The following is a 12,617-nucleotide window of genomic DNA, read 5'->3' as shown; positions in this document are numbered from 1 at the left end:
GCGGACTGTTCTTAGGCTACAGTGCCAAGTGAAACGAGCAAAGGCACAGGGGGGACTTGAACCCCCTAGTCACGTAGACTGCGAGGCGTACCAGACGGAAGGAGGCAGGCCCGACGCGGGCCTGCCTCCTCGCCGCTTACCGGGAGTACCCCGGCAGCTCTGAGGGCTGGGGGAGCTTCAGTTCCATCCCCACGAAGATCTGGTTCGGGTCTTCCAGCCCGTTCAGCGCTTCGATGTCGCCGGCGTAGATGTGCGTGTTGTAGTACTTCTCGCTGATCTCGTAGAGGGTCTCGTTGGGCTGCACGATGTGCACTTCGGGTACTGCGTTGAACGTCCTCATCGCGGGTGTCGTGCCGTCTCCGGTTCCGGTGGCGGCCTCAGTCCCGCCGCTGGTGGACTCCCCGGCGGCGCTCCGGGTCTGGCCTGCGTCGGTCTGGGTGTCAGCTGCCGTCCCGGCGGCGGCCGGCGTGTTGGTCGCAGGAGTGGTCGTGGCCGGCGTGTTGGAAGCGGAGCCCGCGTTCAGCGGGGTCCCGTTCTCAGGTTCGGCCACCTGCTCCAGCAGGTCGGTGCCGCCCACCTGATTCTGGTTCCGCTGGTTCACGGCGAAGAGCGCAAGGCCGACGAGCACGACGAGCACCGCCACCCCCCCGATCAACAGCGAGGTCCGGGTCCTGGTAGGCATGGTCTGCATGGTATCCCTCCTCTCTGCCAGCCCATTCTTGGGCTTCAGTGAGAGTATTTCCACGCAAACCAATAACTAAACATCTAACTTGGGAAGTTGCACCATGATGGCACGGCCCCCTCGCCTCCGCCGAACAGCCGAGGACGCCCTCCTCCCCGCTGACCAGATTCCATCCGGCCATGGGGCGGGGGCGATGGGCTCTATTGTATCTATGAGATATAGTACTCTCGATGGTAAAACTATAGACTTATCGCCTTATACATTATTGACTGCGTTTTGTGATATCATCAGGGCAGTGGCAGCGAGGTACGGGAAGGAGGACTCAGCACATGCGTCGCCCGATCAAACACCGGCCGGCACGGCCTGAATACGGACCCACCACGATGAGCCGGGAACTGGACTGGCTCGTCGATCAATGGCGAATCTCCCGCCCTGAGGAGCGGTTGCAGATCGTGCTCGCCAAGATCCGCGCCGAGGAGCGCATGGAAGCCGGGGCAGAGCCGGCACTGAGATAGGTCACCAAACTGCAGAACGGCGGGTGTGACCCGCCGTTCTGCTCGTTTGCACCGGCCTCCGGTTCAGCCGGCGAGCCGCTCCATCTCGTCCAGCAGCGAGGCGAACACGTCCAGGGCCTGCTGCACGGGCTCGGGCGAGGTCATGTCGACGCCGGCCCTGGCAAGCAGGTTGGTGGAGTAGTCCGAGGAGCCGCTCTTCAGGAAGGTGAGGTAGCGGTCGACGGCCGGCTTCCCCTCCGTCAGCACCTGCCGGCTGAGGGCGACGGCGGCCGAGATGCCCGTCGCGTACTGGTACACGTAGAACGCGGAGTAGAAGTGAGGTATGCGGGCCCACTCCAGCGCGATGGCCTCGTCGATCACCATGCCCTCGGTGCCGTAGTACTGCTTGTTGAGGCCGTAGTAGATCTCGTCCAGCAGGTCCGCCGTCAGCGCCTCGCCCTTCTCCGACCGCTGGTGCGTGATGTGCTCGAACTCGGCGAACATCGTCTGCCGGTAGAGCGTAGTGCGGAACGACTCGAGCTGGTGGTTGATCAGGTACATCTTCAGCTTCGGGTCGTCGGTCTGCTTCAGCAGGTAGTCCGTCAGCAGCGCCTCGTTGAACGTGGACGCCACCTCGGCCACGAAGATCGTGTAGTTGCCGTAGTGGTAGGGCTGGTGCCTGCGGGTGAAGTAGGAGTGCATGGAGTGGCCCAGCTCGTGGGCCAGCGTGAACATGGAGTCCAGGGTCTCCTGGTAGTTCATGAGGATGAACGGCTTGGTGGTGTACGCGCCGAAGGAGTAGGCGCCCGACCGCTTGCCCACGTTCTCATAGATGTCGACCCAGCGGTCCGTGGTGAGCCCCTTCCGGGCCACCTCGCAGTACTCCTCGCCCAGGGGCTCCAGGGCCTTCAGGATCGTCTCGACGGCCTCGGCGTAGGGGATCTTCTTGTCCACCTCGGCCACCATCGGAGTGTACAGGTCGTACATGTGGAGCTCGTCGAGCTTCAGGAGCTTCCCGCGGAGCTGCACGTAGCGGTGGAGCGAGGGCAGGTTCCGGTGCACCGCCTCGATCAGGTTGTCGTACACGCTCTCGGGTACGTTGGTGCTGGAGAGCGCCGCGGCGCGCGCCGAGGGGTAGCGCCGGGCGCGGGCGTAGACGACGTCCTTCTTGACCGAGTTGGAGTAGGTGGCCGCCAGGGTGTTCCGGAACTTGGCGTAGGTGCCGTACAGGGCGTCGAACGCCGCCTTCCGGACCTCCCGCACGGGGCTCTCCAGGAAGCGCAGGTAGCGCCCGTGGGTCAGCTCGACCTCCTTGCCCTCCTCGTCCTTGATCCGGGGAAACTTCATGTCCGCGTGGTTCAGCTTACCGAAGATATCCCGGGGCGCCCCGCCGACCTCGCTCATCTGCGCCAGCAGCTCCTCCACCTCGGGCGAGCGCACGTGCTCCTTCTCCCTGAGGAGATCCTCCAGCTCGTGCCGGTAGGCGGCCAGGTCGGGGTTCTGGTCCAGCCACGCCCGGATCGTCTCGCTGGGGATGGCGAGAATCTCGGGGGTCATGAACGAACCGGCGGCCGTGACCCTGGCGTAGAGCGACTGGCCGCGGGTGGACAGCGCCTGGTACGTGGAGTTGGTGGTGTCCTCGTCCTCCTTCATGTGGGCGAAGACCGCGACCCGCTCCAGGAGCTGGAACAGCTCATCGCGCTTCCGGAGGGCCTCCAGGAGGACGCCGGCCGACTCGCCGAGCCGGCCCTGGTACGCCGTCAGCTGCGGCACCATGGCCTCCACGCGTGCGTAATCCTCCTCCCACGCCTGAGTGGTGGGATAGACCGAGTCCAGGTCCCACTTGTGCTCCGCAGGAACATCTTGCCGCTTCAACAGTTCCACCGTGTGATCGCTCCTCCCGGCAGGCTGATGTTTCTGGTGACTACATAGACCTATTCTACCACCGGCGCTGTCATCCTACTGGACAGTGCCCCGGGTGCACGATGCACCGGGCCCCCCGCGCGCCAGCGGCGCCGAGCCGCCCTGCCCGAAGCACGCTGGCGCACAAGCGTCTGGGCGGTGGCCTCGGGCAGGGTGAGCAATGGCGCATTGCTGGCGCCGGTTCAAAGCTCCGCAGGAGGCCGGCGAGAGCGCAGCGGAGCGAGCACGCCCGGCCGACGAGGAGCATTACCGCCAGTGTGCGCCAGCGGCGCCGAGCCGCCCTGCCCGAAGCACGCTGGCGCACCATCGTCTGGGCGGTGGCCTCGGGCAGGGTGAGCAATGGCGCATTGCTGGCGCCGGTTCAAAGCTCCGCAGGAGGCCGGCGCGAGCGCAGCGGAGCGAGCACGCCCGGCCGACGAGGAGCATTACCGCCAGTGTGCGCCAGCGGCGCCGAGCCGCCCTGCCCGCAGCACGCTGGCGCACAAGCGTCTGGGCGGTGGCATCGGGCAGGGCGAGCGATGGCGCATTGCTGGCGCCGGTTCAAAGCTCCGCAGGAGGCCGGCGCGAGCGCAGCGGAGCGAGCACGCCCGGCCGACGAGGAGCATTACCGCTGCTAAGCGCCAGCGGCGCCGAGCCGCCCTGCCCGAAGGCTGGCACCAGCAGCGCACCCGGGCTGCGCCGCGGATGCGCAGACAACCGGGGGGCGCGCAAACAACCGGGGGCGCTGCAGCGCCCCCGGTGCGGCGTGTTCGGCTCTATGCGTAGGAGTGCAGGCCCGAGATCAGCAGGTTCACACCCACCAGCGTGAACAGCACGATCACGAAGCCCAGGGCGGAGACCCAGGCGGCGGGCCGCCCCTCCCAGCCCCGCACGATCCGCATGTGCAGGTATCCGGAGTAGAAGAGCCAGGTGATCAGGGCCCACGTCTCCTTCGGGTCCCACTGCCAGTAGGCGCCCCAGGCCTTCTGGGCCCAGATCATGGCGAAGACCAGGCCGCCCAGCGTGAAGAGCGGGAAGCCGACGGCGATGCCGCGGTACGACACCTCGTCCAGCAGCTTGGGGTTCATGCTGCCCACGGCCTTGGAGCCCAGGTCCCGGAGCGGCATGCGTGCGATCAGCCTGACGCCGAAGTAGAGGATCAGGCCCATCAGGGCGGAGAGCACCAGCGTGTTCAGCTTGCGGGCGGCGTAGGCGCCCTTCATCCACACCGGCGCGGTCATGAGCGGCAGGTCCATGCCCAGGAACGAGGCCTCACCCGGCCGGGAGCCGATGGGGCCGATGAAGGGCGGCAGGGTGTACTCCAGGATGCCGAGGCCGCCGGCCATGTTGGTCACCTCGTAGGAGGCCCCGGCCACCTTGAAGCCGAGCGCCAGCACCAGGAAGCCGGTCAGCATGGCGCCGCAGAAGAAGAACTCGAGCAGCGTCTCCTCCCACGGGCTGGACTGCTCCTTGCGCACCCGGAGCAGGTACATCAGCGCCGCGCCGAACGAGACGGCGAATGCGCCCTCACCGAGGGCCGCGAACGAGACGTGCAGGGGCAGCCAGTAGGACTGGAGCGCGGGCACCAGCGGCTTCACCTCGGTGGGGAAGACCGAGGCGTAGGCGATGACGACGACCCCGACCGGAGCGACGAATGCGCCGAGGCTGGGAAGCTTGTACCAGGCCGACAGGATGACGAAGAAGAGCATCACCGACCAGCCGAGGAACGACATGTACTCGAACATGTTGGACATGGGGACCTGCCCGGAGCCGATCCAGCGGGCGATGATCGCCATGCCCTGCAGGACCACGCCCAGGATGGCGGCGATGAAGCCGTTGTTGCCCAACCGGTCCGCCAGGCCGAAGTACTTCGGGTCGCGGCGGCGCAGCGTGAGCCGCATGACGTAGAGCAAGGCCGAGGCCACGTAGGCCGCGAATGCGCCGAAGAACAAGTAGCTCGACACCTGGATCATCGCTCTTCTCCCTCCATCTCATCGCCGATTGCGTACCGCTCGGGATCAAGAAGGTGCGCGATCTGGCGGGTCTCCCGCTCGAAGGAGCCGTGGTTGCGGTTGGTCCAGCCGCCCACGACCACCAGGCCGTCCTCGACGAAGGCCCAGTACCGCCGGTGGGCGATGTAGAACGTGGCGAAGACGCCCAGCGTGATGACGATCAGGCCCAGGTAGATCACGGGAATGCCCAGGTCCTTCTTCACCTGCAGGCCCGAGGTCGAGATCGGGTCGATGCTCAGGGTGTTGAACTTCACCGGGGTGGTCGCATCGAACTCCATCGCCGGGTAGAGCGGGAAGAACCAGGTGGTGAACGGCTCGCCCGCGGGCGGCGCGATCTCCAGCACCATGCCCGGGTTGGTCACCCGGCTGGACCTGGTGGTGGGCTTCCCGTCGGCGTCGAGGCCGAAGTCGGGGTAGTACGCCGTCACCGTCATCCGGTAGTCGCCGACCGTGTACTGCCGCTCAGGCTGCGTGAGGTTGATCGTGATCCGGCCGACCTCTTCGCTGGTCACCCGGTCCAGCACCGCGACCTCCGCCCAGCCGGGGTCGGTGTAGTACGAGGACTGGTACAGCTCTACCCAGTCGTACGCCAGCGGCTCGTTCAGCGAAATCGTGTGGGTCTTGACCACGTTGCCGTCGGCGTCGATCACCCGGGCGTGGGTCCGGTAGGCCTTGGGCTGGCCGGTCTCGTAGAACTCCGCCTCGAAGCCGAGGCTCTCCACGTAGAAGTCGGTGCCGGGCACCTTGACGACCTCGCCGTCCTTGATCCAGATGAACTGCTCCATGTAGGCGCCGGGAAGGGCGCGCATGCCCGCCCCGATCAGGATGAGGATCAGTCCGATGTGGGTGATGTAGGGGCCCCAGCGGCCCCAGCGGCCCTTGTCCGCGTAGAGCCTTCCGTCCTTCTCGATCACCAGGTAACGGCGCGCCTTCAGCGCCGCGGCCAGCTGCGCGAAAGGCGAGTCGCCTGCTGCGGCCGGAACGGTGAACTGCTGCTTCAGCCGCCGCACAAAGCCCGTGTCAGGGGCCGGGTTGGGACGCTGCACCGCCCGCCACAGGGGGACGAAACGCTCCAGCGAGCAGATGACCAGCGAGGCGCCGATCATGAAGAGCAGCGTCAGATACCACCACGACGTGTACGCGTGCGTCATGCCCGTGCGGAGCAGGAGCAGGCCCAGCACCGGGCCGTAGCGCTGCGGGTAGTACTCCTCGGGGGGCAGCGGTGAGGAGAACGTCCCCTCCTGCTGAATCAGGGTACCGCCAACGGAAGCCACTGCGATGAGAAAGAGCAGAACCGTGGCCACGCGCACCGAGGCGAAGAAATCCCAGGTCCGGTCCAGCAGGTCCTTGCCCGGCCTGGCGGCCTGCCCGACCTCCGCCGGCTTGACGACCTGCTCGTCCACGGTCGGCTTGACGCCCTGATCTTCCAAGGTCGTCCCCTCCTAGAGAATCTGCTTCAACAACGCTTCCATCTGCGCCTTATCGATCGCTCCGGTCCACTTGGCCCGCACGATGCCGCTCCTGTCCACGAAGTACGAGGTCGGGAGAGGCACGATCTGGTAGCGCTGGCTCACGTTGCTCCCCCGGTCCACCACGATGGGGAAGGTGAGCCCGTACTGGTCCCGGAATGTCGTGATCGCCAGGTCGCTCTCGTCCAGGTCGATGGCGAGGATCAGGAAGCCCTGATCGCGGTACTTCTCGTAGGCCTCCTGCAGCACCGGCATCTCCGCCTTGCAGTACGTGCACCACGTGGCGAAGAAGTTCAGCATGACCGCCTTGCCCTTCAGGTCGGAGAGCCGGTAGGTCTCACCCTCGACGGTCTTGAGCTCGAAGTCCGGCGCCGGGCCGCCCACCGGAACCCCGGATCCGGCCGTCGCGTTGGTGTTGGGCCACAGCAGCACGTAGCCGAACCAGATCGCTGCGAGAATCAGGGTGATCGCCGAGGTCACCCGCTTGTAGGTGGGGTAGCGCCTCAATTCCCGTTCCCTCCCCCGGTGAGTCGGGCGACCGCCTGCTGCGCCGCCCCGATCTGCTTGTCGATCAGCTCGCTCTGCTCAGCGTACTTCAGCGGGTTCTGGCGCTCCTGGTCCACCACGTCCAGGTACCGCTGGTAGAGGGCCAGCGCGTCGGCGGTCCGCTTCTCCACGTCATGAATCCAGGCCAGGTTGAAGATCGCCCAGAGGTAGTTGGGGTCGCGCTCGAGCACCGCCTCGAGCGCCTGCCTGGCCTGCTCATCGTCCCCCGCGTAGTAGTAGGTGAGGCCGAGGTAGGTGCCGGCGTAGAGGTTGTCCGGCTCCGCCTCAAGGACGGCCTTGAACGCGGTGATCGCCTTGCGGAACTCGGACACGGCGGCCGACCGCTGCCCCTGGTTCAGCATGGCGACGCCGGTCTCCATGAAGTAGTTCGCCTGCGCCAGCGGGGTCATCGCGTCGATGGTCGCCTGGCTGACGCCCAGGTTGGGCTGGAGCCCGGATGCCGGAGCCTGGGTCGCCTGCCCGACGAACAGGCCGCTCAGGAAGCCGGCGCCGAAGAGCGCCGCTCCCAGGAGGGCAATGGCGGTGGTCCGGCCCGGCCGCCTGGCCTCCGGTGCAAAAGCAGGCTGAGCCCTGGCGCCCGACCTGGATGAGGGCTTCGCCCGTGGGGGCGTCGCCTGTGCGAACGAAGCCTGTGCCGGCGTCGCCTGTGTGGGCTTCGCCCGTGCGGTCCTGGGCTCGTCGCCGGCCGGGGCGCCGCAGATGTCGCAGTATTCGCCCGAGAACGCACTGCCGCAGGATGGACAAGTCGCCATGCTTGTAACCTCCTTGAAAGAAACGCGCCCATCTCAACGTTAGCAGGGGGCAGCGCGTCCCCGCCATGGACTCTGCGACGGATAAAAAGTCTAGACCCACGTTTATGCCATGCTGTACCAAGGGGCTATGGCCCGGGACCGGCTGGTACGGCGCACGGCTGTTTCCGGGCGGTAATCCATGGGTCGCAGACTGCAGACGCTCGATCCGCACGGCGTCGGAGTTGCCCGCCGGTTCTGGCTCGCACGAAATTGCAGCTGTCCTATAGATATTTTTCGCCATGCGAACGGGTACGCCGTTCGATGGCGACAGGCTTGCGCTCTTCTTATCATTAAAGGCAGGAGCCCCGACCCACCCGGAGGTGAGCGCTTGCACACCAGCATCGCCACGAAGCTCATGATCGGCGTGACCACGGTACTGGTGGTGGTCCTGGGCCTCAACCTGGTGTGGGACATCCGCCAGCAGCAGCTGCAGGCCGCCGACGACCTGCGGGAGCAGGCGCGGATGGTCGCCACGCAGATCATCGCCATGCGGGAGTTCATGGCCCGCAACCAGCACCGCATCAACTGGGACAGCGCGGGCCACTTCGAGTTCAAGCACCTGAACCCGGCCGCGGTGGGCCGCGGCGTGGGCGAGATCTTCGCCCAGATGTCCGACTACCGGTACAAGCAGACCCGGATCAACGTTCGCAGCCCCGAGAACCAGCCCGATGCGTTCGAGGTGAACGCCCTCAGGCGATTCGAGGCCGACCCCTCCCTGACGGAGATCGTGGGCTACACCTCCGAGGAGGACACCCGCACCTTCCGGTACATGGTGCCGCTCCGGACCGAAGAATCGTGCCTGCAGTGCCACGGCGAACCTGCGGGCCAGATCGACATCGCCGGCTATCCGAAAGAGGGGCTGAAGGTCGGCGACCTGGCCGGCGCGCTCTCCATCTCCATCCCCACTGGGCGGTTTGAGGCGCGCCTGGAGCAGGCCATCCGCTCGCGCAGCCTGATGATCGCGACGGTGACCGTGCTCTCGCTGGCCCTGATCGGCTTCCTCACGCACCGCCTGGTGGCCAGGCCGCTGGCCGCCCTGGCGGGGGTGACGAGGCGCATCGGCCAGGGGCACTGGGAGGTGCCGGAAGAGAAGGTGCGCGACCTCCTGATCCACCACGAGACGGCGCCGCTGGTCGACGCCCTGAAGGCGATGTCGGACGAGCTGCAGGCGCTCTACCGCAACCTCGAGCTCAAGGTGGCGGAGCGCACGTCCCAGCTGCGCCAGGCCCACGCGGACCTGGAGCGGCTCAACCAGAGCCAGACCGAGTTCTACTCGGCCATGACCCACGAGTTCCGCACCCCGCTGACCTCCATCATCGGCTTCACGCAGCTCCTGCTGAGCTCCGGCACCGAACCCCTCACGCCGAACCAGCGGGACCACCTGACGGACATCCTGGAGAGCGCCCAGCGCCTGCTCCAGCTGGTGAACGACCTGCTCGACGCCTCGCGGCTGCAGGCCGGGCAGCTGCGCCTCTCCCTCTCCGCCGTGGACCTGGGCGAGGCGGTGCAGGAGGCGTGCAGCATCATCCGGCCCCTGGCGCACCAGAAGGAGATCAGCGTGGTGTGCGACGTGCCGGCCGACCTGCCGCTGGTCATGGCCGACGACCTGCGGCTCCTCCAGATCCTGCTCAACCTGCTGAGCAACGCCATCAAGTTCACCCAACAGGGGGGCCAGGTGTCGCTGGAGGCCGCGGCGGCCGGAGGCGAGGTGCGGGTGACGGTCCACGACAACGGCCCGGGGATCCCGCTCGCCGACCAGGAGGTGATCTTCCAGCTCTTCCGGCGCGGCTCGGCACACGAACGCACGGGCGGATCGGGACTGGGGCTGGCGCTCGCGAAGCTCCTGGTGGAGCTGCACGGCGGGAAGATCTGGGTCGAGAGCGAGCCCGGAAACGGCGCCAGCTTCCACTTCACCCTACCCATTCACCGAGGTGATGCGCCATGTCAGTGACCCGGCGGATCCTGGTGGCCGACGACGACCCGAAGACGCTGAAGGTGCTGGAGGCCGCCCTGTGCAGCGAGGGGTTCGAGGTGCTCCGGGCCAGCGACGGCCAGGAGGCGCTGGACCTGGCGCTGTCGCAGCGGCCCGACCTGGTCATCCTCGACGTGATGATGCCGAACCTGGACGGCTTCTCCGTGTGTGGCCGCATCCGGGCCCACTCCGCCGTGCCGATCCTCCTGCTCACCGCGCGCGGCGACAACGTGGACAAGATCGTCGGCTTCCGCCTGGGCGCCGACGATTACGTCACCAAGCCCTTCGACCTGAGCGAGCTGGTCCTGCGGGTCCACGCCATCCTGCGGCGGATGCCGACCCTGCCGGAGAGCCGCACGCTGCGCTTCGGCAACCTGGAGATCAACCGGACCACCCGCACGGTGGTGGTGGACGGCAAGATGCCGGAGCTGACGCCGAAGGAGTTCGACCTGCTCTGGCTGCTGGCCAGTCACCCCGGCCACCCCTTCACCCGCGAGTCGCTCCTGGCCCGGGTCTGGCACGGCGACGTGCCCACGGACCAGTCGACGGTGACGGTCTGCATCCGACGCCTCAGGGAGAAGATCGAGGCCAACCCGGCCGAGCCCCGTTTCATCAAGACGGTGTGGGGCATTGGTTACAAATTTGATCCCAGCGGGGCGGACGAGTAGTCCGCCCTAGTCCTTTGGCGTCACCTCGGTAGTGCTTATTTGCACCCCTGTTCACGAAAACCCAAGGGCCGTGTAAGACCTGTGTAATCGTCTGTGGCTACGCTTAGGGTGAGGGGAGAGGAGGTGATGCAAACATGAACAGATGGGTCAAGGGAGTGCTGATCGCCGTCGGAGGCCTCTTCGGGGCGTTCCTGATCCTGGCCTTCGCACTCCAGGTGCCCGCCGTCGGCCAGACGATCGGCTCGCCCGCGGCCTGCAGCACCTGTCACGTGATGGAAGATCAAGTGCTCTCCCTCGAGAGGGGGACCCACCGGAGCCTCGCCTGCGTGCAATGCCACACGCCCTCGGGCTTCTTCGCCAAGCCGATCGAGGAGATCAAGTCTGCGAGCCGCCACGCCGCGGTTTTCCTGACGAACTCGACCCCCGACGTCATCAAGCCCACGCACGAGAGCCGCGAGATCATCCAGGCGCAGTGTGCGGAATGCCACGCCGGGTGGTTGCGTGCGAACTCGGCTGCCGACCACCAGCCAGACGGACTGATGTGTTTCGAGTGTCACCGTGATGTCGCTCACGGCAGACCCCTGCGCAATTGACGTGGACAGGAGGAACGGATAGCCATGAACCGCAGATGGATGATCGCCATCGGGGCAGTCCTCGCCGTCGCCGTGATCGGCGTAGGCACCTTCAACTTCGTGGCCAGCAAGACCGAGGCCGTCGAGGGCCCCGCCATTACCCTGTCGGCTGACGAGACCGATCCCGAGGCCTTCAAGCTCCTCTACCCCGCCCACTACGACTCCTGGGCGAAGACCGCCGAGATGCACGAGCCCGTGCTCAAGTACGGCTCCTCCGAGAAGAAGAAGAGCCGCCTGGACCAGTTCCCCTACATGCGGACCCTGTGGGCCGGCTACGGCTTCTCCAAGGAGTACAACGAAGCCCGCGGCCACATGTACACCCTGGATGACACCCTGGGTGGCAACGGGACCGAGGGCACCCTCCGCATCAACGAGAAGACCAACCTGACCTGCATGTACTGCAAGTCCGCCGAGGTTCCCGGACTTATCGCACAGATGGGCGACGCTTTCTTCAACACCAAGCTGCTGGAAGGCGACAACCAGGAGCTTTTCAAGCACCCCATCTCCTGCTCCGACTGCCACAACCCGACGACGATGGAGCTGCGCATCACCCGCCCCGCCCTCATCGAGGCGATGGCGCGCATCGGGAAGCCCGTGGAGAAGGCGACCCGCCAGGAGATGCGGTCGCTCGTCTGCGCCCAGTGCCACGTGGAGTACTTCTTCAACCCCAACGACGCGAACAAGGTCTACTTCCCGTGGGACAAGGGCTTCGAGCCTGAGGACATGTACGCCTACTACGAGGAGCTGGGCTTCTCCGACTGGACGCATCCCCAGACCGGCGGCGGCATGCTGAAGGCTCAGCACCCCGAGTTCGAAATGTTCCAGGGCAGCGTCCACCAGCGGGCCGGCCTCTCCTGCGCTGACTGCCACATGCCCTACATGACCCAGGGTAACACCAAGATCTCCTCGCACTGGCTCACCTCTCCGTTCCGCACCTTCGAGCAGTCCTGCACGCAGTGCCACAAGGAGAGCTTTGAGGAGATGGGCGCGCGGGTGCTGCACACGCAGGACCGCGTCAAGGAGGCCCTGGACCGGGCCGGCACGGCCAACGAGGCCGCCATCCTCGCCATCGAGAAGGCCATCCAGGCCGGCGTGGACGAGGAGACCCTGAACAAGGCCCGCGCCCTGCACCGCGAGGCCCAGTTCTACTGGGATCTGGCCTCCGCCGAGAACTCCTTCGGCTTCCACAACCCGCAGAAGTTCCTGGAGACCATCGCAGACTCCATCGACCTGGCCCGCCAGGCCGAGCTGCTGGTCACCCAGGCGATGAACGGCAAGTAGGTCTGCCCTGTATGGATGAAGGCCCCGTCCGCACCTTTCGGTGCGGCCGGGGCCTCAGGTTGCAGACAAAGGCGCCTTTGGTGGCCGCAGGTCGGCTCACGAGAGGCGCTTGGTGGTATGTAGTGCCAGATAAAGGACCGGCTAAGC

The 12,617-nt window shown here is 66.4% G+C and carries 11 protein-coding genes; 5 read left to right on the top strand and 6 right to left on the bottom strand.

All coding sequences use genetic code 11. The annotated features are described in order from the left end of the window. Nucleotides 1-136: 136 nt before the first annotated feature. Nucleotides 137-691, bottom strand: coding sequence for a LysM peptidoglycan-binding domain-containing protein (locus tag J2Z79_RS17950; RefSeq protein ID WP_209468277.1), 555 nt, complete (start codon nt 689-691; stop codon nt 137-139). Between the two features lie 320 nt (nt 692-1,011). Between J2Z79_RS17950 and J2Z79_RS17945 the strand changes: the two genes are divergently transcribed. Further along, a complete protein-coding gene (locus J2Z79_RS17945) occupies nt 1,012-1,197 on the top strand; it encodes a hypothetical protein (protein ID WP_209468276.1) in 186 nt (61 codons plus the stop codon). Nucleotides 1,198-1,260: 63 nt separating this feature from the next. On the opposite strand, the gene pepF is transcribed toward J2Z79_RS17945, so the two are convergent. The 5 genes from pepF to J2Z79_RS17920 form a co-directional block, all read right to left on the bottom strand. Next, nucleotides 1,261-3,060 (bottom strand): oligoendopeptidase F, encoded by a 1,800-nt coding sequence (gene pepF, locus J2Z79_RS17940; protein ID WP_209468275.1) that lies wholly within the window; start codon nt 3,058-3,060, stop codon nt 1,261-1,263. Between the two features lie 794 nt (nt 3,061-3,854). Next, a complete protein-coding gene (ccsB, locus tag J2Z79_RS17935; RefSeq protein WP_209468274.1) occupies nt 3,855-5,051 on the bottom strand; it encodes a c-type cytochrome biogenesis protein CcsB in 1,197 nt (398 codons plus the stop codon). Further along, nucleotides 5,048-6,520 (bottom strand): cytochrome c biogenesis protein ResB, encoded by a 1,473-nt coding sequence (gene resB, locus J2Z79_RS17930; RefSeq protein ID WP_209468273.1) that lies wholly within the window; start codon nt 6,518-6,520, stop codon nt 5,048-5,050. The genes ccsB and resB overlap by 4 nt, the downstream gene beginning before the upstream one ends. A 12-nt stretch (nt 6,521-6,532) precedes the next feature. Continuing rightward, on the bottom strand, nt 6,533-7,066 hold the full coding sequence (locus J2Z79_RS17925) for a redoxin domain-containing protein (RefSeq protein WP_209468272.1): 534 nt from the start codon (nt 7,064-7,066) through the stop codon (nt 6,533-6,535). After that, nucleotides 7,063-7,878: a tetratricopeptide repeat protein gene (locus J2Z79_RS17920; protein ID WP_209468271.1), complete on the bottom strand. Its 816-nt coding sequence runs from the start codon at nt 7,876-7,878 to the stop codon at nt 7,063-7,065. The genes J2Z79_RS17925 and J2Z79_RS17920 overlap by 4 nt, the downstream gene beginning before the upstream one ends. A gap of 367 nt (nt 7,879-8,245) precedes the next feature. On the opposite strand from J2Z79_RS17920, the gene J2Z79_RS17915 reads away from it, so the two are divergent. The 4 genes from J2Z79_RS17915 (at nt 8,246) to J2Z79_RS17900 (ending at nt 12,470) form a co-directional block, all read left to right on the top strand. Continuing rightward, the gene (locus tag J2Z79_RS17915) at nt 8,246-9,868 is read left to right on the top strand and encodes a sensor histidine kinase (protein WP_209468270.1); all 1,623 of its coding nucleotides are present in this window, start codon (nt 8,246-8,248) and stop codon (nt 9,866-9,868) included. Next, on the top strand, nt 9,859-10,557 hold the full coding sequence (locus J2Z79_RS17910; RefSeq protein WP_209468269.1) for a response regulator transcription factor: 699 nt from the start codon (nt 9,859-9,861) through the stop codon (nt 10,555-10,557). The genes J2Z79_RS17915 and J2Z79_RS17910 overlap by 10 nt, the downstream gene beginning before the upstream one ends. 134 nt (nt 10,558-10,691) lie before the next feature. After that, on the top strand, nt 10,692-11,150 hold the full coding sequence (locus tag J2Z79_RS17905) for a cytochrome c3 family protein (RefSeq protein WP_209468268.1): 459 nt from the start codon (nt 10,692-10,694) through the stop codon (nt 11,148-11,150). Between the two features lie 24 nt (nt 11,151-11,174). Beyond that, a complete protein-coding gene (locus J2Z79_RS17900; protein ID WP_209468267.1) occupies nt 11,175-12,470 on the top strand; it encodes an ammonia-forming cytochrome c nitrite reductase subunit c552 in 1,296 nt (431 codons plus the stop codon). Nucleotides 12,471-12,617 lie beyond the last annotated feature (147 nt).

This window comes from Symbiobacterium terraclitae (assembly GCF_017874315.1).
GTDB lineage: Bacteria > Bacillota > Sulfobacillia > Symbiobacteriales > Symbiobacteriaceae > Symbiobacterium > Symbiobacterium terraclitae.
This window is presented reverse-complemented; position numbering and strand designations above follow the sequence as displayed.

Coding starts and splice junctions, on each gene's coding strand:
- J2Z79_RS17950 (WP_209468277.1), bottom strand. CDS start 691: ATGCAGACCATGCCTACCAGGACCCGGACCTCGCTGTTGATCGGGGGG.
- J2Z79_RS17945 (WP_209468276.1), top strand. CDS start 1,012: ATGCGTCGCCCGATCAAACACCGGCCGGCACGGCCTGAATACGGACCC.
- ccsB (WP_209468274.1), bottom strand. CDS start 5,051: ATGATCCAGGTGTCGAGCTACTTGTTCTTCGGCGCATTCGCGGCCTAC.
- J2Z79_RS17920 (WP_209468271.1), bottom strand. CDS start 7,878: ATGGCGACTTGTCCATCCTGCGGCAGTGCGTTCTCGGGCGAATACTGC.
- J2Z79_RS17910 (WP_209468269.1), top strand. CDS start 9,859: ATGTCAGTGACCCGGCGGATCCTGGTGGCCGACGACGACCCGAAGACG.
- J2Z79_RS17905 (WP_209468268.1), top strand. CDS start 10,692: ATGAACAGATGGGTCAAGGGAGTGCTGATCGCCGTCGGAGGCCTCTTC.
- J2Z79_RS17900 (WP_209468267.1), top strand. CDS start 11,175: ATGAACCGCAGATGGATGATCGCCATCGGGGCAGTCCTCGCCGTCGCC.